The organism is Aequorivita sediminis (assembly GCF_032080575.2).
GTDB lineage: Bacteria > Bacteroidota > Bacteroidia > Flavobacteriales > Flavobacteriaceae > Aequorivita > Aequorivita sediminis.
Map to the genome: position 1 here is coordinate 183,020 of NZ_JAVLSO020000004.1, position 19,646 is coordinate 202,665.

A 19,646-nucleotide genomic window follows, 5' to 3' on the forward strand; every position below is an offset into this window, starting at 1 on the left:
ATGATTGAAGTAGTTTGCGCTGTAATATTAAAAGATGAAAAAATTCTTGCCGTACAACGAAGTTCAACAATGTTACTTCCTTTGAAATGGGAATTTGCGGGTGGTAAAATTGAAGAAGGAGAATCTGAAATAGAGTGCGTAAAGCGCGAGGTTCTAGAAGAATTAAATATTAATGTTGAAGTCAAAAACCGACTGACACCGGTAATCCATGCTTATCCTAATTTTAAAATAAAATTGATTCCATATACCGCTGACTATGTTTCAGGGGAGTTGAAGCTACGAGAGCACGCGGATTATGTTTTAGTGGATAAGAATGAATTACCAGCCTTGGATTGGGCTGAGGCGGATGTACCTGTGGTGGAGGAGTTGTTATTTAACTAACTCTTCTATGCCTATTTCCTTAAAATAATTATAGGTGCCATCATAAAATTTACTGGGGCGGGTATGGTCTAACTTCGAACCTTCAGGAATAAAAATCACCATGCCTTGCCTTGCACGAGTTAACAAAACTCGATATGTATTCTTAAGGTAATCTTTGCTAATTTCCTGATTGATATTCATCCACTTACTTCCTTTAAAATTTTGGTATACCCATTTGTTATTATCAATATAAAAATTTGCCCCCCATATTAAACAAGTTCTATCAATCTCTAAACCTTGTACATCAAATTCTGTAGCAACATCTTCTAAAAAATATGAAGACCTTACATCTTCTTTGTCATTTAAAAACCAGTTAGGTGGAGAAATTTCGTTTTTTACATCAATCCCTAAAGCTCTTAATCTCCTTGCTCCTGAAGAAGCAATTAACCCAATTCTTTCAGAACCTTTACTTACCTCTCGGAGCCAGTTCTGAGCCACGCCTAAATCTCTAGTAAGATAAATTGGAAAATCATTATTTATTTCTAAATATACCCTCTTAGCTTCATCAGTATTTAACTCCAAAAGCTCTTGCACAAATTCTGAAACTTTTTCTGATCTAAAAGAGCGAACAGATACTGATAAATGTAACTCTGTTACAGAAGTAGCATTATTAAATAGCCATTGTCGTTGATTTTCTGTTTTTATATAATTGGGACTATCAACTATTAAATTAGAATAATGAATATCCCAATTTTTATAATCGTTTTCAAAGGCACTAATCCATTCCTCTAATCCCGCTTCACCTGTATTTATTTCCTGACCCCCACCAATTAAACAAACTACAGTACACCAATCCTCATGACGATTCATAACATCAATCAAAAATTCTGGTTCTGACATATCAAAGTTTTCTATTCCCTTCTTCCTTTTCATAAAGGAACTAACTTGATTTTTTGTCCATGCTCTTTGAGCTTCATCAAACACCACTACCTTTTCAGTTGGTTTTATATTATAATTAAGATATTCATCTCTGAAGTGATGTATATTTTGAATAAATGCATTCGTCCTTCTTTTTGCATTTTCTTTTGTTACACGCTCACCTTTTTCTTTAGAAGTTAAAACGTAATCTCTAGCTAAAGCTTCTCTTAAGACATCAACTAAGGGTCCGTTTCCTGATAGAAAAACAGCATGCTCGTCTTCATCCGCTAGCATCCTTTGATTTGCAACACTTAAACCTGCTAGTGTTTTTCCTGCCCCAGGTACACCAGTAACAAAACATATTGATTTTTTCTTATATAATTTAGATTTTTCAATAACCTGATTAATATATGTAGAAGTCCTAGAAAGATTTATAGCTCCAGCATCATGACGAGATATTTCTTCTACTTTATGACCTTTATATAAAGCCTGAGCAACCTCTATAATTGTTGGCGTAGGCTTATATATAGAATTCTCCCATTTTTTAATATCTATTTCTTGTTTTGTAAAATCAGTGAACTTTTCTACAATTTCTCTTAATCCAGATTTATTGCATTTTGCTACTTGATTATGTTTTTCAACCTCACTTATAATACAATGTGTGGAATCTGCATTAGTTGATACTAAAACTGGTATTAATTTAATATGATGACTTCCTTCATGAAAATTTTGTAAATCCAGGCAATAGTCTATAACTTGAGTTTGCGCATGTTTCCCATAAACGTCATCACCCACTTTAAATTCAACAACAAAAATACAATCATTTACAATTAAAATATTGTCAACCCTCTTTCCCATTCTAGGTATAGAAAACTCAAAATATATAGAACCATTTATACCTTTTAATTGATCCTTTAGAATTTGAATTTGTTTAACCCAAGCATTCTTTTGCAAATCCTCTAAAGACCTATTTGTATGATTTAAACTTAATTGCCCTAAAATTGAATTTGAGTCCTCAGATAAGAAGCCTAAAATCGTATTACTATAATAAGCTCTCTTCATTTAACTATCAGCCTTTAATTCATAATCGTGATAGCTATGTTTTGAATTCTGATTATGGAAGTATACCAATTCAGAAATATCCATTTCAAACACTTTCGCAAATACTGCGATATTTGTTAGGGATATATTTCGTTCTCCCCTTTCAATCATTCCAATATAAGTTCTATGGAAACCTGTACTAAAAGAAAGTTGTTCTTGACTTAAATTTCTTTCTGCTCTTAGCTCACGAATTTTTGCGCCAAATTCGTTAAGTAAAAATTTATTTATCATTATCCGAAACTATACTTATTGTATGCGAAAATCAACATACAATAAGTCTCATTCCTATGTTTATACTAAGATATTATATAAACACTAGGGAATTCAGAAAATTAAAAAACTACAAGCTTGGCAGCGCATCTGCAATACCATTTACTACTACACTCACAGAATTAATGGGTGTAAAAGTATAAATGCGTTTCTACCTTCCCCCATTTCCCTAAAGCTATATTAATATCTCCGCTTTACAGTGATAGCTTTTGTAAATTTGAAGGCTTTTAAAAATGTAATGCAAAAGAAAAAACGAACGCTTGTTATACTTATCTTGGGGCTGCTTTCTGCGCTTGGGCCATTTTCTATCGATTTATACCTACCAGGGTTTCCCGAGATAGCGCGTGACCTCAACACTACTACTGGGGAAGTGGCTCTTTCGCTTTCTAGTTATTTTATTGGCGTAAGCATAGGGCAAATGATTTACGGCCCATTATTAGACCGTTTTGGCAGACGCACTCCACTCTTAATCGGCCTGTTTATTTATCTGTTTACATCTATCTATATCGTATATATAACTTCTGTAGATTCGCTAATTCTCGTTCGTTTTATACAAGCACTTGGAGGGTGTGCTGGGATGGTGGCTGCTCGTGCCTTGGTGCGCGATCTTTTCCCCGTGTCGGAGATTGCCAAAGTTTTCAGTCTGCTTATGCTGGTAATTGCAGTTTCGCCAATAGTCGCACCTACTTTAGGCGGATTCGCAACAGCGTACTGGGGCTGGCACTCTATTTTTATAATTTTAGCCGTGTTGGCAGCCATTAATATAATTCTCGTGTATTTCTGGCTACCTTTAGGGGCACCTCCAGATACTAGCATGTCCTTAAAACCAAAATCCATTAGCTCCAAATTCTGGAATGTATTTAAAACACCGCAATTTTACACCTATACCTTAACAGGGGCTTTTGCGGCTAGTGGGCTCTATACGTATATCGCAGGGTCTCCACATGTATTTATGGAACTCTATGGAGTTTCTGAAAAACAGTACGGATGGATTTTTGGAATAATTGCCATGGGATTAGTTATCGCCAGTCAGGTAAACACATTTCTATTAAGAAAATACAGCAGTCAAAAAATAGTAAAAGTCACCTTGATCTGCCAAGTTATTGCGGGTGCTCTTTTGTTTTTCGGAACTGTATTTAAGCTTGTAGACATGTACGCTATGATAGTTTTGGTATTCCTCTTTTTAAGCACTCAAGGCTTTGCGTTTCCTAATACTTCTGCCTTGTCTTTAGCACCTTTTGAAAAGAATGCAGGAACCGCCTCGGCCCTTATGGGCGCCCTTCAATTGGGGATTGGCGCGCTGATTACTGCTTTAGTATCGGTGTTGAGCAATGACACGCCGCTGCCTATGACGGGAATCATGTTTTTATGTGCGCTCACCTCATTATCTATGCTGTACTGGGGAAATCGGAAAATAAAAAACCTAGAGGAGGTAGTCGTTTCCTGATTAACTTTTTTTCATGAATGGCTAGGAAATCTAGGTAATGATAAATATAGATTTCAAAAATCTATTTGGAAAAAGAATAGTGTTTAAAATACGCATTTACATTCTTTCTCTTCGAATAATCTCTGCCAATTATTCTTCCTCAAAACTCCTATATCGCGTAAGAAATACATAAAACGCCCCATAGGAAATAAAACCTATGGCAGTAATTGCCATTAACACTTTTCCAAAGCTGGATTGGTTTAAAAATTCAAAAGCTTCTTGTATTCCTTTAATATTATTGCTGCCAGTGTAGAATCCTGCGTGGAAAAAGAAATAGGAAATAATCCCCACCACAAATGCACGTGAATAAAAGCCGAACATCCCTACTTTCCTCATTAGAGAAGAAAACCTTTTTCCTTCCAAGTTAAATTGGTCTAACATTCCCCCTTTAAAAACGCTTATAATTAAAACTACAGTTTGTATCGCTAGTATAATTCCAATAATTACAAAGACCACAGCGAGCGTAGTTGGCTCCAAAAAATCGAGATAGGTACTTTTTACTTTTTCATTATCCGTAGGCGTAGCCAGGTGATAAAATGCTAAAACCGCTACGAAAACGTAAACTAATCCAGTGATAAACAATCCAAACCGTTGTAATAAGGCATTGCGCGTGGAACCTTTCTTTTCTGGATCTTTTATACTTTGTACAAACATCCAAAACGAATAACAAAACAAACCAACGCCTAAAAACAACAAGAGAATTTGTCCGAATGGTTGCTTTTTTAAAAACGTGAGTGCCTGACTGGTACCAGAACTCTCCCCTCCCATATTTAACGCCGCCAATAAAGAAAGTATCCCTATTACCAAATAGATGATTCCTTTGGAAATAAAGCCAATAATGGCGAGGGTTTTAAAAGAGTTTTTCACAGTAAAATTTCAAGTATAAATATTAAATTATAAAGATACTACTAGTAGGGAAAGAAATTACGCGTCCCTATAGCATTTATAAATTTTAAAAAATATTAAATTGGATTATTTCCATTTTACAGGAATAATTCCAAATATTAAAAATACTTTTCCTACATTTGTTTTTCAAGCAATAAAAAATGCAATCACAACTTTTTGCAATTATAGATGTTGAAACTACCGGAGGCGGTATTGCAGGGAATAGGATTACCGAAATTTGCATCGCACTTTTAAAAGATGGCGAGGTGATAGACAAGTTTACATCGCTTGTAAATCCGGAGCGCGAAATTCCCTTACATATCACTGCACTTACAGGCATCAACAACGAAATGGTAGCCGATGCACCTCGTTTTTTTGAAATTGCAGAAACTGTCGAAGAATTTACTAAAGATGCCATTTTTGTAGCACATAATGTTAGCTTCGACTACAATGTTATACGAGGTGAGTTTAGAAGGTTAGGACAACACTACAACCGAAAGAAACTCTGTACTGTTAGACTATCCCGTAAATTGATTCCTGGACATCTTTCGTATAGTTTAGGCAGACTTTGTAATACCATAAACATTCCACACCTCAACCGACACCGAGCGGAAGGCGATGTGGATGCAACGGTTATTCTTTTTCAGAGATTGCTTTCCTTAGATGAAAATTGGGAAACGATCAATACGTTTTTAAATCCGCGTTCCAAACAAGCCACTCTCCCACCTCATATTGCAACCGAACAGATAAACGAACTCCCAGAAGCGCCTGGGATTTATCTTTTTAAAAATCAAAAACATCAGGTGATTTATGCGGGGAAAGCCAAAAACATCAAAAAGCGGGTACTCTCACATTTCTACGATAAAAAAACCAAGGAATACCAACTCGGGCAAGAAACACATTTTATAGATTTTGAAATTACCGGCAACGAGCTGTTAGCTCTTTTGGTGGAATCGGAACATATTAGAAAACATTACCCAAAGTTTAACCGTGCCCAGAAGTGGCCTACAACCACCTATCAAATTATTAGTTATACCAATCAACGCGGGATAATTCAGCTTGCGCTAAGCAAAACGAAGGTATTGCACAATTCGGTTGGCACTTTTTACAACAAAACCGAGGCTCTTGAAAAGTTAGAAGAAATTTGTGAAACGTATAAACTCTGTCCGCGATTTTGTACGTTGCAAAGCAATGTTGAAATATGCAGCCACTACCGCATAAAAAATTGTGAAGGAATTTGTGAGGACACTGAAACAATTGAAGATTACAACGCTAAAGTGCAAGCAGCTCTACAAGATTTATACGAAAACAAACCCAGTTTTGCCATTCAAGGGAAAGGTAGAACGGAAGACGAAATAGCCTTTGCCTTAGTTGTTGAAGGGCAGTATCGAGGGTTTGGATATTTTGATAGAAGCGACGCTATTTGCAATGTGGAAGATTACGAGCCTTTCTTAAAACTCCAACAAGCTACGTATCACACCCACGCGATTATAAGAAGTCATCTTAAAAAACACGGAGAACGAAATGTTATTCATTTTGATGAATCACCTCAACTCGCAAATTACAGAGTGGAAACATTGCGAAACAAAAGAGTTAAATCTACAGTAGAAGACGTGTTTAGCCATTGGGATTTGGCTTAACTGGTTTTTCTACTAGAACTTAGACCTGACAGGTTTCTCTCCCAGAACTAGACCTGACAGGTTTTAGAAACCTGTCAGGTCTTTATAGTCGGCTATGATAAATCCGTTAAATTCTCGTAACGAATCTCATCAAAACTAGTAATCACCTTATCTGCTTTGGTGTAGTCTTGGTTTACGGAATGTGGGCTTTTAAAACCTACACAGTAAATATTTGCTGCTTTGGCAGCTTTTATTCCGTTAGTAGAATCTTCAATCACCATACAGTTTTCAGTAGGCTGTTCTGCAAGGGCTGCCGCTTTTATAAATATTTCAGGATGTGGCTTTGAAGCTTTTAAATCGGCGCCACTAATTTTCGCTTTAAAAAACTTATTTAAATCGAATCGGTCGAAAATACGATTGATGTTAGGCATAGAGGCCGAAGATGCCAATACTAAAGTTAGATCGTTTTCGTAGTAGTTTTTAATCAAGTCGTAAACTCCATCTAAAAGGTCTAAGCTCGTATCATTTTCAAAAAGGTATTTAAAATGCTTTCTTTTAGTGGCAACTAAGTGTTCCGGAGCATCTGTAAGACTAAAATGTTCACATAAGGTTCTACAAATTGGTAAAGTGGCTTGCCCTGTAAACGAATCGTAAAGTTCTTCATTTACATCAATTTTCACCTCCTCAAACATTTTAAAGTACGCTTTGCGGTGTAAAGGTTCGGTGTCTACAATAACACCATCCATATCAAAAAGAACAGCTTTCAGCATTTTGAAAAATTTTTGACGAAGGTACAGAAAACAATGTTTTTTAAAAACTTCCTTCTAAAAGTATGTATTAATGTTTAGGGTTGAAGCTCTATTGTTTTAATTCCGACAGTAATTCAAACGATTTTAATCTCGCTTCTTGATCGTAAATATGGGCAACCACAATACTTTCGTCAATTCTTGTTTCTGCTATAAAATTGAGAAGTTTTTTCCGAACTGTTTCCTTGCTCCCAATAAAAGTGAATTGCATCATTTTAGTTATATGTGCTTTTTCCATCGGGCTCCACACGGCATCCATATCTTTTATTGGTGGTGGCAGTGGGGCACGAGTGTTGCGGATAATATTCAGCATAAACAACTTCATACTCGAAGATAAATATTCGGCTTCCTCATCGGTATCGGCAACTACCACATTGATTCCAGCCATAGTATAAGGCTTCTCCAATTGTTTAGACGCTTCAAAATTTCCGTGGTACAATCGTAATGCATCGTGCAAATGTGTTGGTGCAAAGTGACTCGCAAAGGCATACGGCAATCCTAATGCTCCTGCTAATTGGGCACTGTAGGTACTTGAACCCAATAGGTACAATGGCACATCTAGTCCCTCTCCAGGAATGGCTCTAACTAAACTGTTTTGATTGCTTGCAGAAAAAAATTGTCGTAATTCCTGTACATCATTAGGGAAATCGTTTACAGATTCGGTACGCTCTCGCCTTAGCGCTCTCGCTGTAAGCTGGTCGGTACCTGGTGCACGTCCTAAACCTAAGTCTATTCTATCTGGATAAAGCGTAGCCAGTGTTCCAAACTGCTCTGCAACGATTAAAGGAGCGTGATTTGGCAGCATCACCCCGCCAGACCCCACGCGAATGGTTTTAGTATTTTCGGCAACATAACCAATTAATAACGGTGTAGCAGAACTCACTAAACTTTCAGCATTGTGATGCTCCGAAATCCAAAAGCGTTTAAAACCTAGCTCCTCTACTTTTTGAGCTAATGCCACACTACTTTCCATGGCCGTTTTATGACTGCTGCCCTGAATTACAGGAACGAGGTCTAAAACTGAAAATGGTATATTTATTTTATGTTCTTCTTTGGTCATAATATATTGAGTAGCTATTAATTGTTTTGTATTACTTTAAAATAAAACGCATCGACCATCTAAATAAGCGATTAGGTTTTCGATTGCCACGTGATCAACACTGTAACTATAATTTAGCTCGTTGGTATTGTATTGGCCACTCGATATCTGCGTTTAGTTCCTTAGCGGCACGAAGGGCAAAATGTGGATCTCTTAAACTTTCTCTTCCGTAGAAAATTAAATCGGCTTTCCCTTCTTTTAAAATTGCTTCCGATTGTTCAGCAGTGGTAATTTGACCTACTGCACCGGTTAAAATATTTGCTTCTTTTTTAATCTGTTCTGCAAATTTAACTTGATACCCAGGCTCACTCGGTATTATCGCTTTTGGCACATTCCCTCCTGTAGAGGTATCGATAAGATCCACCCCTCGTTTTTTTAATTCTACAGCGAGTTTTACCGAATCTTCAATCGTCCACCCTCCTTCTGTCCAATCGGTTGCTGAAATACGAACAAAAAGTGGTTTTTCGGCTGGCCATTCTGCTCTAACTAATTCAGTAACTTCAAGAAGTAAGCGAATTCTATTTTCGAAACTTCCACCGTATTCATCGGTGCGATTATTTGCTAAAGGCGAATAGAATTGGTGAAATAAGTATCCGTGTGCGGCGTGAATTTCAACCACGTCATACCCTGCTTTTTCTGCGCGACGTGTGGCCGCTATATAATCTTGTTTTACTTTTTCAATTCCCTCAGCATCTAACGCTAGCGGTGCCGGTTCTCCTTCTCTAAAAGGCAAGGCTGAAGAAGATACTGTTTGCCATCCGTTTTTATCGTCTGGAGATATTTTTCTAGCACCCTCTTGTGGCAGTTGATGACTTGCTTTTCTACCCGCATGCGCCAATTGAATTCCTATCAACGCCTTTTGTGCGTGAAGAAAATTTACAATCTCTTTAGGTTTTAAAATGTGTTCATCACTCCAGATTCCCATATCTCCGTATGAAATTCTTCCTTCAGGAGAAACGGCTGTAGCTTCTTGAATAATTAAAGCCGTTCCTCCTAAAGCGCGGCTTCCTAAGTGAACCAAATGAAAATCGTTTGCAAAGCCGTCAACGCAGCTATACATACACATAGGTGAGATTACGGTTCTATTTTTAAGTGTGGTATTTTTAATTTTTAAAGGAGAAAAAAGTATGCTCATTTATATTTTTATGGTTTATAATAAAGGCTAATAACATTCTCAGTTTAAGTTCGTAGTTTGAAAATTATATAGCCTTTTCAAATTTGTTTGTTGTTTACAAGGGTAGTTTTAAAACTTATAAAAATTTTAAAAACCCATAGAACTTTCGTTTTTTCAAGTAACCAAAATCACTTTGATAGTAATATGCTTCTCTTTCAAATGAAATATTTCTATAAGCTTGATTTCTATTTCGGTATTGAATACAGCGAATTAAAAACTCAAGGCTGTACCAGATATAGAAAAAAACAACCAATAGCTCCACTTGTTGGCGCAAATGAATACGTTCGTGATTTAATAAAATAGCATCATTCTTTAATTCCTGATGTTTTAAAATCACAAATGGCCAAATAGTAATTCCGCTAAAATTTTTACGGAGCAGTTTTGATTGTACTATTAATATCAACTTATGGTTACTGTTTTAAAAACTGTCGCAATACATATTGTAAGATTCCTTCATTTTGGTAATATGCAACTTCAATTGGAGAATCTAGTCTTGCAATAGCTTTGAATTCAATTTCCTTGCCATCCTCGGTTTTGGCAGTTACTGTTACTTTCTTTAATGGCGACAAGTCGTTTTCGATTCCTGAAATACTAAACACTTCATTCCCCGTTAGCCCGTGCGAGGCAGCCGATTCACCTTTAACATACTCTAGCGGAAGTACCCCCATCATAATTAAATTGCTTCGGTGGATACGTTCGTAGCTCTCTGCCAAAACGGCTTTAACCCCTAGTAGAATTGTTCCTTTGGCGGCCCAATCGCGAGATGAACCACTTCCGTATTCTTTTCCAGTAAGCACGATTAGCGGAGTTTTATCGGCAATATACTTTTGTGCAGCATCATATACAGACATTTCCTCGCCAGTTGGGAGGTATTTTGTGTAGCCACCTTCCTTGTCGGCCAATTGGTTTTTTATGCGCACGTTTGCAAAAGTACCGCGTACCATTACTTCATCGTTTCCACGTCTAGAACCGTAACTGTTAAAGCTTTTCTTTTCAACCCCACGAGAAATTAAATACTGTCCTGCAGCCGAGTCTTCTGAAAAAGCACCCGCAGGTGAAATATGGTCGGTGGTAATACTATCCCCTAGCATCAGCAAAGCTCTTGCTCCTTCAATATTTTTAAGCGGTTGAGGGTCGTCTGAAAGATTGTGAAAAAACGGCACTTCCTTAATGTAAGTAGAATCGTCTTCCCATTGGTAGAGCTTATCTTTTGGAACTTCTAGGTTTCTCCAGATTTCATTTCCTTCAAATATTTCGTCGTAATTCTTTTTAAAGTCTTTTGGCGTAAGCACCTCACTCATAACTGCATGTATCTCATCGTCTGTTGGCCAAATGTCTTTTAAATATATCTTTTTACCATTTCTATCGCAGCTTAGCGGTTCGGTTGTAAGATCTATGTCTACTCTTCCAGCAATGGCAAAAGCTACAACAAGCATTGGAGACATTAGGAAATTCATTTTCACCTGTGAATGTATGCGTGCTTCGAAGTTTCGGTTACCGGAAAGTACAGAAGTTACAATTAAATCGTTTTCTTCTACAGCTTTAGAAATTTCTGGTGGCAAAGGTCCTGAATTACCAATACAAGAAGTACACCCGTAACCTACTAAGTGAAATTGAAGCGCTTCAAGGTCTTTTAGCAAATCGGCTTTTTCTAGATAATCGGTTACTACTTTTGAACCTGGCGCTAAGGAAGTTTTAACCCATGGTTTTACGTCTATCCCAAGTTCTCTAGCTTTTTTGGCAACCAATCCCGCCCCAATCATTACAAATGGGTTTGAGGTATTGGTACAAGACGTTATAGCTGCAATGGCAACAGCCCCGTCTGAAAGCATATATTTTTCATTTCCTTGAGAAATCCAAACTGTTTTTAAACCATTTTTCATTTCGGCCTTCTCTACTTCAACATCTGGCGCAGGGTTGTGCGATTGTTTTGTTGGCTGACTTCCCCCTTCTTCCTTCCAACGGGTAATTGCTTCTTCCCGTTCAGAAGGTTCAATGTACGTTCTGCCAAAAGAAGCGTGTTCTAGCTCGATAAACTTTTCTTTTAAATCTTTGAGAAGAATTTTATCCTGAGGGCGCTTAGGACCCGCAACTGTAGGTTGAACTGTTGAAATATCAAGCTCTACAACATCGGTATATTCTATTTTATCCTCGTCTTGACGCCACAGCATATTCGACTTGCAATACTCTTCCACCAACTTAATTTGCTCTTCACTTCGGTTACTGTTTCTCATGTATTCCAAAGTCTTATCGTCTATCGGGAAGTAAGTAATTGTACATCCAAATTCTGGCGACATATTTCCGATAGTTGCTCTATCAGGTACAGAGAGATTATCAAGCCCAGGCCCGAAAACCTCAACGAATTTTCCTACTACTCCATATTTTCGAAGTAGGTTAGCAATGGTAAGCACCAAATCTGTAGCCGTAGAACCTAAGGGAAGTTTCCCTGTAAGTTTTAAACCGATAACTTCTGGACTAATAAAATAGATTGGCTGACCCAAGATAGCTGCTTCGGCTTCAATTCCGCCCACACCCCATGCTACTACTCCAATTCCGTTTACCATAGGCGTATGGCTATCGGTTCCTACTAAGGTATCTGGAAACACCATTCCGTCGCGAGCGATTGCGCCTTTAGAGAAGTATTCTAAGTTTACTTGGTGACAAATTCCCATCCCTGGAGGCACCACGCTAAAATTGTCAAAAGATTGCTGTGCCCATTTTAAAAATGTATAGCGCTCCTTATTACGTCTATACTCTTCTTCTATATTTTTATCGTATGCGTATTGTGCTGCAAAATAATCTACCTGTACACTGTGGTCTATCACTAAATCTACTGGAATAAGCGGATTAATTTTTGAGGCATCTCCACCTTTTCGAGCCATTTCGGCACGTAAGGAAGCAATATCCACTACCGCTGGAACTCCGGTAAAATCCTGCATCAAAACACGAGCGGGTTTAAAGGCTACATCCTTTTCACTCTGTTCTGGCGTCCAATTTAAAACTGTTTTTAAATGGTCTTTGGTTACCGAAAAATCGTCGTAATTCCGCAGTGCATTCTCTAGAAGAATTCGTATTGAGAATGGGAGTTTACTTATATTATGTCCTTGTTTTTCAAGCTCGGGAAGGCTGTAGTAAGAAAGTTTACCTTTTGAAGTATCGAGCGATTTTTTAATGTTGTAAATATCTTGTTTCATGGTGAGTAGTGTTTAACTACTAAAGTTAACCATAATTAAATATCCCTACACAAATACACTTTTGTTTAACAATGTGTTAACAAAAAGAAGGTATTTACTATAAAAAAAAGCTCCTAAGACACAATTCCTTGGAAGCTTCTTTTCACAACATTCAATAGCTTAATCTATTCCTTTATAATCTTTTTGGTAATTGTGCCATTTTTAGTTTCTAAATGAAGGAAGTAAATACCTTTCATTAGGTTTTCTACATTCAACTCCCCACTGTTAAAAACGGCACCGGTATCTTTGCCTAGTAGGTCAAAAAGTCTAACGCTATTAAATGCATCTTCGGTAGGATTCTCTATGTATATAATTTTAGTTGTCGGGTTTGGGTATACAGTTACGGAAGTCAAATTATTTTCATTTACCCCAAGAGATTCACCATTAATAGCGAAAAGGCTATATTGTCTAGAGCCACCAAACCCAAGTTCTGTAAGTTCACCATTTGCAAGATTAACTGTATAGAATTTATTCCATATTACCCCGTCACTATTCTGCAAAACAGCATACATCACATTGGTGGCAGGGTCAACAGAAAAACCATTTCGTACCGGATATGTGCCATTGGGAAGCATATTACCCACAACGCTACCCACACCTGTGTTAATATCTACAATGTACAAATTTCCTGTATTGGCATCGGCAACATACACCTTCCCGTTGTTATCGATTTCCATAGCAACACCATTTAAAATGCCAGTACCCGTACCTATTGGCGTAAGTACACCAGTGGAAATATTAACTTCATAAAATTGTGTTCCAGAGTTATTGTTAGGATCTGCACTCAAGGCGTAAAAAGTATCGTTTGTAGGATTATAAGATAACTGATTTATAAATTGTCCACCTACATTGCCGGATACGGCAACAGTATTATTTACAGTTCCCGTAGTTAAATCTACAATTCCCAATACATAGTCTGGATTTTGATAAATAAATGTATAAAGTTCTCCAGCATCGTTGAAATCCCCTCCCAACATTGTAGGAGCATCATTAGTAATCACTGTACCTAACGGATAATAAGGTCCAGCAAGTGGAATGGTACCAAACTGGCCCGGATTGGTAAAATTTTCCATTACATAAACATCTGTTGCAGCCCCAAATAAATTTTGTGACTTGACGGAAGTTGCAATAAATGTGAATATAAGAGTAAAAAGAAGAATTTTTTTCATGACATATAGTTTTAAGGATTATAACTATATATCGGACGAGTATTAAAAAGTCATCATTTTTTAGGAAAAGAAGTTACAGAGATTAAAGGTTTTGCGAAACGATATAGCCGCTAGTCCAAGCATTTTGAAAGTTAAATCCTCCCGTTATAGCATCTATATCAAGAACTTCCCCAGCAAAGAAAAGATTTTTACAAATCCTACTTTCGAAAGTTTTAAAGTTTACTTCTTTTAAATCTACCCCGCCGGCTGTTACAAATTCCTCTTTAAAGGTACTCTTTCCGTTTACTTCAAAAATTGCTGCGGTAAGTTGATTGGCTAGATTTTGAAAATTCTCGCGGGTTGCCTCAGCCCATGTAAGCGTTTCGGCAATGCCTGCTGCTTTTACTATACTTTGCCAAAGGCGCTTGGGCAATTCGAATTGTGCGTATTTATAAATTGTTTGCTTGCCTTGTAATATTTTTAAATTTTTCAAAGAATCCAACACATCCTCTTCCGTAAGCGTATTAAGCCAATTCACTTCAATAGTAAAATTGTATTTTATAGGCTCTAATATTCTAGCGCCCCAAGCCGAAAGTTTTAAAATTGCAGGACCACTCATACCCCAATGGGTAATTAGTAACGGCCCGTCGCTTTCCAAAACTGTTTTACCATTTTTATCTAAAACTTTTACCGAAGCATTTGTGCTAAGTCCGGGCAAATCTGCTATACGACTATCTTTGATGTTGAATGTAAAAAGTGAAGGTACGGCGGGAACTATACTATGCCCTAAATCTTTGAGCAACTTCCAAATTTTAGGATTACTACCCGTGGTAACCACAATTTTTTCTGCGGAAAAAGTATCGGTACTAGTAGTTAAAATATATCGGCCTTCATTTTTCTGAATTTCCTTTACCGGCTGACTAAGCAGTACATCAACCCCTAATCTTTTTGTTTCTGACAGAAAACAATCTATGATAGTTTGGGAAGAGTTGGAAACTGGAAACATCCTGCCGTCCTCTTCAATTTTGAGTTCCACGCCCCTTTTTTCAAACCATTCAATGGTATCGCCTGTCATGAATGTATGGAACGGCCCTAAAAGTTCTTTTTCGCCACGTGGATAGTTTTGGGTTAATTCTTTTGGAAGAAACTCGGCGTGGGTTACGTTGCATCGTCCACCGCCGCTTATCTTAACTTTGGTAAGAACGTCTTTTCCACGTTCTAAAATTGCAATTTTAAGATGGGGGGTTTTTTCCGCAGCGTTTATTGCCGTGAAAAATCCCGCAGCTCCGCCGCCAATTATTATGACATCTGCTTGCTTCACGACAAGGATTTTCCTTCAGCAAAAGATTCGCAAAGTGCGATAGTTTCCTTTACATCGTCTAATGTCGTTCTAGGATTAATCAAACACATTCTTAGTACTATTTGCCCATTAAGAACAGTAGTCACCAATAAAGCTTGTTTTGAATCAACCACACTTTGGGAAATGCGTTGGTTAAGCGCATCAAGCTTTTTCTCTGAAAGTTTGTTGCCAATTGGGTTGTATCTAAAGTTAATAACCGCCAATGTGGCTGGTGAAATAACCTCCCAATTGCTACTCGATCTTAAAAAATCTTCTGTTGCTTCTGCCAACTTAATATTGTAGGTTATGGCCTGCCTGAACTCACCCATTCCAAAAGTTTTTACCGACATATAAAACTTCAAAGCTCTAAAACGTCTTGTAAGCTCAATACCGTGATCGTAAAAATTAATTTCAGACTCATTGCCTTCAATATCGCGTAAATATTCAGGTTTTTCGGTAAAAGTTCCTTTAAGCCATTTGTGATTTTTCACTAAAAGACAACCGATTTCATAGGGCTGATAAAACCATTTATGAGGGTCTATAGTAAGTGAATCGGCTTTCCCAATTCCTTTTAAAAGCTGTTTTCCATCTTCAGAAAGTATAGCAAAACCACCATAGGCCCCATCGATATGAAACCAGATATCTTCTTTTTTACAGATTTTGGCAATGTCGGAAAGCGGATCTACCGTTCCGGTATTTGTTGTCCCGGCAGTTGCAATCAAGCAAAAAGGTTGTAGCCCTTCCAACCTATCTTTTGCAATAGCGTTTTTTAATTTATTCAATGAGAATTTAAACTCCCCATCAGTAGGAATAATTCTAATCTGTTCTTTTCTAAAACCTAATACGCGAATGGCTTTAATATTTGAAGAATGCGCTTGGTCTGAAAGGTAAATTACAGCTTTACTAAAGTCGTCGCCACATTTTACTCTTCGAGCAGTTACTAAGGCAGTTAAATTGGCCATAGAACCCCCACTAGTAAAAATTCCTCCCCCTTTTTTCTGAGGGAAGCCAAACATTTTTAAAAGCCAGTTCATAGCTACAATTTCGATTTGTGCGGCTGCAGGAGACGCTTGCCACCCACCAGAGAATATATTGAAACCAGCTGTTAAGCTGTCTGCCATGGCACTGATATAGTTACTAGGCCCTGGCACAAATGAATACGACTTTGGATGAGAAACAATATTACTTTTGGTCATTACCTCCTCCAAAACAAAATCCAACACCTTTTTAGGGTCGGATGGAGTTTCAGGAGCTTCTTCTAGAAATAATGCCTCCATTTCTTTCCTTGTACCCGAAACCACAGGGAGCTTTTCATTCTGTGTAGAAAAATGATCTACAATTGCATCAACTACCTCATACCCATAACTTTTCATTTCGTCATGGCTTAACTCTAATGTCGCTTTATTCTGAATCTTCACGTGTCTTTTTCTTTATTTTTTTCAAAGTGCAAAAATACTGTTTTAGATAGGGAAAAACAGTGTTTATTTCAATAAAAAATGCCTTGATAATTACATCAAGGCATTTTAGAAAACAGCTGTACTAGTCCTTAAAAATATTAGGCCTAGACTGGGCTCGACCAGACATTCTTTTCGGTTATTGAACAATCATTTTTTTAGTAACACTGTTATTATTATTACTAAAGTTTACAAAATAAAGTCCAGAAGCAAGGTTGATTGGCATTGTATTAAGCCCTTCAGAAATGTTTTTTGAAACGATTAAGTTCCCTTGAACTCCGTATATTTCAACTTTTTCAAAAGAAAAGATATTGTTGAAGTTAATTTCATTTTTTACTGGGTTTGGATAAAAGCTAAAGCTTGAAGCCGCTACATCGTTAACTGAAGCAACTCCACAATCAAATGGATCGAAGGTTACTAAACCTAAGGTTGCATCGTCTACTTGGTGGAAAATTACATCTTCAACCTCTTCCACAGTGCTCTCTTCCCCTTCAATCCAGCAGTTGTTTTTGGCCATTACTGGATTAGCTGTATTGTTATAAAGCGCATAAACTACACCACCATTTCCATTTTCAGAAAACACATTACCTCCTGGGTTGTCTATTTCATCCCCAAGGTTAATTGTAGCTTGGTCTTGTAATGTAATCCCCCAAATATTTCTTCGTAATGTATTACCTGTAACTACTACTTCATTTCTAGCAGAACCTGTAAGAATATTAATTCCACTTCCACCAAGAGCAGGATCTCCTTGAGTGTTATTGTCTTCAATTAGATTGTTTTTAATTAAAGCAGCATCTACAGGCCCCATGATAGTAATCCCGTATCTATTGTTTTGAATAACATTATCTTCAATAACAGCATTTACATTTGCACCTACAAAATTTGCAATTGCAATACCTCCAACCATGGTTAAATTAGAATCTCCGATGATTGTATTTTGAATAATCTGCAAAGGCTCGTTTGCTAATGTAGTTCCGATATTAATTTGCGGACGGTTAGCATTATCGGTATTATTTCCTTCAATATAGTTGTTATAGATATAAGGAGAAACCCCAGAGTTTGCAGCAGATCCAACCGCAGGATTTTCATTAAACTGTATAAGGTTGTTCGTAATCTGTGCCATCCCACGAGAAAGCTGAATAACAGCACTTGAAGTAGCTCCAGAAACATTATTTGTTATCGTACAATTGTCAATAGAAAAAGTTTCAGTTAACACTCGAAGTCCTCCTCCGTATGATATTGTTGAATTTTTAATATCTATTTCTGAAAACTCTTCAAAACGAAAACCTTCATAAGGAGCAGCTTCATCTAAAGCTGTAATTGTAACTTCGTTAGCGCTTACTGTAAATGCTCCATACACTTTAATCAATAAGTCCGCATCAATCAAAAGGGTTAAGTCTGTATCGATAATTACGGCATCATTTTCAGCAATTTCTAAGTTTTCTAAAAGGGTATACTCACTGCCGGAAACAGTAATTGTAGTAGGGCTTGCAGCCGCAATATCGTCTAAGGTCCAAGTAACTCCTGTGTTGGGAGTTGTATAGGTCTGTGCGAATGTTATGGCAAACGCAAAAAAAGTTAATAACGTTGTAAGGGTAATTTTTTTCATTTTATAGATTTTTATTGCTTGTAAAAATAGGTAGTAGCGACTAGGTAAAAAAGAATTTTCAAATCTTATTACATCGCTACAAATTGACTAACTTTGAAATATGATATTATATATTATTACAATATTCTTCATCATTAGCCCCTTCTTTCCGGCTACTAGGCATCCTCATTGGTTTTTTCGTACTGCAGATTTTGTAAGACTTCAATCGGTTGTTATACAATTAATCCTTCTTGGAATTTTCATTTACACTGAAGATAACTACACTACTTTTAGTTGGATTTTACTTTTTACGCTTATTGCAAGCATCATCTACCAACTTTTTAAAATAACACCATACAGTTCACTTTTTCCAAGAAGAAGATCGCACGATGCTACAGACGGATATGTTTCTATCTTAGCTGGAAATGTTTTACAAACCAATAATTGCTATTCAGATTTCCTGAAAGAGGTAAAACGATTTGATCCAGATTTAGTGCTCACGATGGAATCCAACAAGGATTGGGAAAATGGACTTTCCGAACTTGAAAAAGACTACCCATTTACAGTGAAAGTTCCTTTAGAAAATTTTTACGGAATGCATCTTTATTCTAAAGTTGAAGTAAAAAACGTTGAAGTAAAATATCAGATTGAAGACGATAAACCTTCTATATTTTTCGACTATTATACCGATAAAGATTCGCCTATTTTCTTTTGCTGTCTTCACCCGGCTCCTCCAAGTCCTACAGAAAATGAAACTTCTAAGGAACGGGACGCCGAATTAATGCTTACGGGAAAGAGAATTAGGAATATTGACAAGCCGACGGTGGTTTGTGGCGATATGAATGACGTAGTTTGGAGCCGCACAACACGACTTTTCAAAAAAATGACAGGAATGATAGACCCTCGGGTTGGGCGTGGTTTTTTCTCTACTTTTCACGCAGATTATTTCTTTTTAAGGTTTCCTCTAGACCATCTTTTTCACACCCGTGATTTGTACGTAGGTAAAATGATACGTTCCAACAACTTTGGAAGCGACCACTTTGCGATGTACTATGAAATTCATCATAAAAAAAAAGCATCCCCTCCAAAAAACCCTAAACTTAATGGGGATGACAAAGACGAAATTGAAGAATTGATCGAGGAAGGAAAGGATAACGAATAAATCC

At 37.2% G+C, this 19,646-nt stretch carries 16 protein-coding genes; 4 read left to right on the forward strand and 12 right to left on the reverse strand.

What is annotated here, in order from left to right; all coding sequences use genetic code 11:
* Positions 1–381: a (deoxy)nucleoside triphosphate pyrophosphohydrolase gene (locus RT250_RS09260; protein ID WP_313114259.1), complete on the forward strand. Its 381-nt coding sequence runs from the start codon at positions 1–3 to the stop codon at positions 379–381.
* Here the strand turns inward: RT250_RS09260 and RT250_RS09265 are convergent.
* Together RT250_RS09265 and RT250_RS09270 are read right to left on the reverse strand one after the other, a co-directional pair.
* Positions 370–2,340: a DUF2075 domain-containing protein gene (locus RT250_RS09265; protein WP_313114261.1), complete on the reverse strand. Its 1,971-nt coding sequence runs from the start codon at positions 2,338–2,340 to the stop codon at positions 370–372. The genes RT250_RS09260 and RT250_RS09265 overlap by 12 nt on opposite strands.
* Positions 2,341–2,610: a helix-turn-helix domain-containing protein gene (locus RT250_RS09270; RefSeq protein ID WP_313114262.1), complete on the reverse strand. Its 270-nt coding sequence runs from the start codon at positions 2,608–2,610 to the stop codon at positions 2,341–2,343.
* A gap of 277 nt (positions 2,611–2,887) precedes the next feature.
* Here RT250_RS09270 and RT250_RS09275 point away from each other — a divergent pair, with 277 nt between their 5' ends.
* Entirely contained in the window at positions 2,888–4,096 is a 1,209-nt protein-coding gene (locus RT250_RS09275; RefSeq protein ID WP_313114264.1) for a Bcr/CflA family multidrug efflux MFS transporter, read from the forward strand.
* A gap of 129 nt (positions 4,097–4,225) precedes the next feature.
* Here the strand turns inward: RT250_RS09275 and RT250_RS09280 are convergent, their stop codons facing one another.
* Positions 4,226–5,002: a DUF1206 domain-containing protein gene (locus tag RT250_RS09280; protein WP_313114266.1), complete on the reverse strand. Its 777-nt coding sequence runs from the start codon at positions 5,000–5,002 to the stop codon at positions 4,226–4,228.
* Positions 5,003–5,181: 179 nt separating this feature from the next.
* Between RT250_RS09280 and RT250_RS09285 the strand changes: the two genes are divergently transcribed.
* A complete protein-coding gene (locus RT250_RS09285) occupies positions 5,182–6,660 on the forward strand; it encodes an exonuclease domain-containing protein (protein ID WP_313114268.1) in 1,479 nt (492 codons plus the stop codon).
* Between the two features lie 92 nt (positions 6,661–6,752).
* On the opposite strand, the gene RT250_RS09290 is transcribed toward RT250_RS09285, so the two are convergent.
* The 9 genes from RT250_RS09290 to RT250_RS09330 form a co-directional block, all read right to left on the reverse strand.
* The gene (locus RT250_RS09290) at positions 6,753–7,409 is read right to left on the reverse strand and encodes an HAD family hydrolase (protein WP_313114269.1); all 657 of its coding nucleotides are present in this window, start codon (positions 7,407–7,409) and stop codon (positions 6,753–6,755) included.
* A gap of 88 nt (positions 7,410–7,497) precedes the next feature.
* Positions 7,498–8,505, reverse strand: a complete 1,008-nt coding sequence (locus RT250_RS09295) for an LLM class flavin-dependent oxidoreductase (RefSeq protein WP_313114270.1) — start codon at positions 8,503–8,505, stop codon at positions 7,498–7,500.
* 106 nt (positions 8,506–8,611) lie between these two features.
* Positions 8,612–9,679, reverse strand: coding sequence for an NADH:flavin oxidoreductase/NADH oxidase (locus RT250_RS09300; protein WP_313114271.1), 1,068 nt, complete (start codon positions 9,677–9,679; stop codon positions 8,612–8,614).
* Positions 9,680–9,794: 115 nt separating this feature from the next.
* Positions 9,795–10,121 carry a hypothetical protein gene (locus RT250_RS09305; RefSeq protein ID WP_313114273.1) on the reverse strand — a complete coding sequence of 109 codons (327 nt, stop codon included), beginning with the start codon at positions 10,119–10,121 and terminating at the stop codon, positions 9,795–9,797.
* A 7-nt stretch (positions 10,122–10,128) separates the two neighbouring features.
* Positions 10,129–12,912 (reverse strand): aconitate hydratase AcnA, encoded by a 2,784-nt coding sequence (acnA, locus tag RT250_RS09310; RefSeq protein WP_313114275.1) that lies wholly within the window; start codon positions 12,910–12,912, stop codon positions 10,129–10,131.
* Positions 12,913–13,076: 164 nt separating this feature from the next.
* A complete protein-coding gene (locus RT250_RS09315) occupies positions 13,077–14,120 on the reverse strand; it encodes a T9SS type A sorting domain-containing protein (protein ID WP_313114276.1) in 1,044 nt (347 codons plus the stop codon).
* Between the two features lie 82 nt (positions 14,121–14,202).
* Entirely contained in the window at positions 14,203–15,420 is a 1,218-nt protein-coding gene (locus tag RT250_RS09320; RefSeq protein WP_313114277.1) for a BaiN/RdsA family NAD(P)/FAD-dependent oxidoreductase, read from the reverse strand.
* Positions 15,417–16,856 carry a pyridoxal phosphate-dependent decarboxylase family protein gene (locus RT250_RS09325; protein ID WP_313114279.1) on the reverse strand — a complete coding sequence of 480 codons (1,440 nt, stop codon included), beginning with the start codon at positions 16,854–16,856 and terminating at the stop codon, positions 15,417–15,419. Before RT250_RS09325 ends, RT250_RS09320 begins: the two co-directional genes overlap by 4 nt.
* Before the next feature lie 175 nt (positions 16,857–17,031).
* Positions 17,032–18,501 (reverse strand): T9SS type A sorting domain-containing protein, encoded by a 1,470-nt coding sequence (locus tag RT250_RS09330; RefSeq protein ID WP_313114282.1) that lies wholly within the window; start codon positions 18,499–18,501, stop codon positions 17,032–17,034.
* A gap of 100 nt (positions 18,502–18,601) precedes the next feature.
* Between RT250_RS09330 and RT250_RS09335 the strand changes: the two genes are divergently transcribed.
* Positions 18,602–19,642 carry an endonuclease/exonuclease/phosphatase family protein gene (locus RT250_RS09335; RefSeq protein WP_313114284.1) on the forward strand — a complete coding sequence of 347 codons (1,041 nt, stop codon included), beginning with the start codon at positions 18,602–18,604 and terminating at the stop codon, positions 19,640–19,642.
* Positions 19,643–19,646 lie beyond the last annotated feature (4 nt).

Excerpts from the sequence above, each read along its gene's own strand:
- RT250_RS09260 (WP_313114259.1), top strand. The coding sequence starts at position 1 with ATGATTGAAGTAGTTTGCGCTGTAATATTAAAAGATGAAAAAATTCTT.
- RT250_RS09265 (WP_313114261.1), bottom strand. The coding sequence starts at position 2,340 with ATGAAGAGAGCTTATTATAGTAATACGATTTTAGGCTTCTTATCTGAG.
- RT250_RS09270 (WP_313114262.1), bottom strand. The coding sequence starts at position 2,610 with ATGATAAATAAATTTTTACTTAACGAATTTGGCGCAAAAATTCGTGAG.
- RT250_RS09275 (WP_313114264.1), top strand. The coding sequence starts at position 2,888 with ATGCAAAAGAAAAAACGAACGCTTGTTATACTTATCTTGGGGCTGCTT.
- RT250_RS09285 (WP_313114268.1), top strand. The coding sequence starts at position 5,182 with ATGCAATCACAACTTTTTGCAATTATAGATGTTGAAACTACCGGAGGC.
- RT250_RS09290 (WP_313114269.1), bottom strand. The coding sequence starts at position 7,409 with ATGCTGAAAGCTGTTCTTTTTGATATGGATGGTGTTATTGTAGACACC.
- RT250_RS09295 (WP_313114270.1), bottom strand. The coding sequence starts at position 8,505 with ATGACCAAAGAAGAACATAAAATAAATATACCATTTTCAGTTTTAGAC.
- RT250_RS09300 (WP_313114271.1), bottom strand. The coding sequence starts at position 9,679 with ATGAGCATACTTTTTTCTCCTTTAAAAATTAAAAATACCACACTTAAA.
- acnA (WP_313114275.1), bottom strand. The coding sequence starts at position 12,912 with ATGAAACAAGATATTTACAACATTAAAAAATCGCTCGATACTTCAAAA.
- RT250_RS09315 (WP_313114276.1), bottom strand. The coding sequence starts at position 14,120 with ATGAAAAAAATTCTTCTTTTTACTCTTATATTCACATTTATTGCAACT.
- RT250_RS09330 (WP_313114282.1), bottom strand. The coding sequence starts at position 18,501 with ATGAAAAAAATTACCCTTACAACGTTATTAACTTTTTTTGCGTTTGCC.
- RT250_RS09335 (WP_313114284.1), top strand. The coding sequence starts at position 18,602 with ATGATATTATATATTATTACAATATTCTTCATCATTAGCCCCTTCTTT.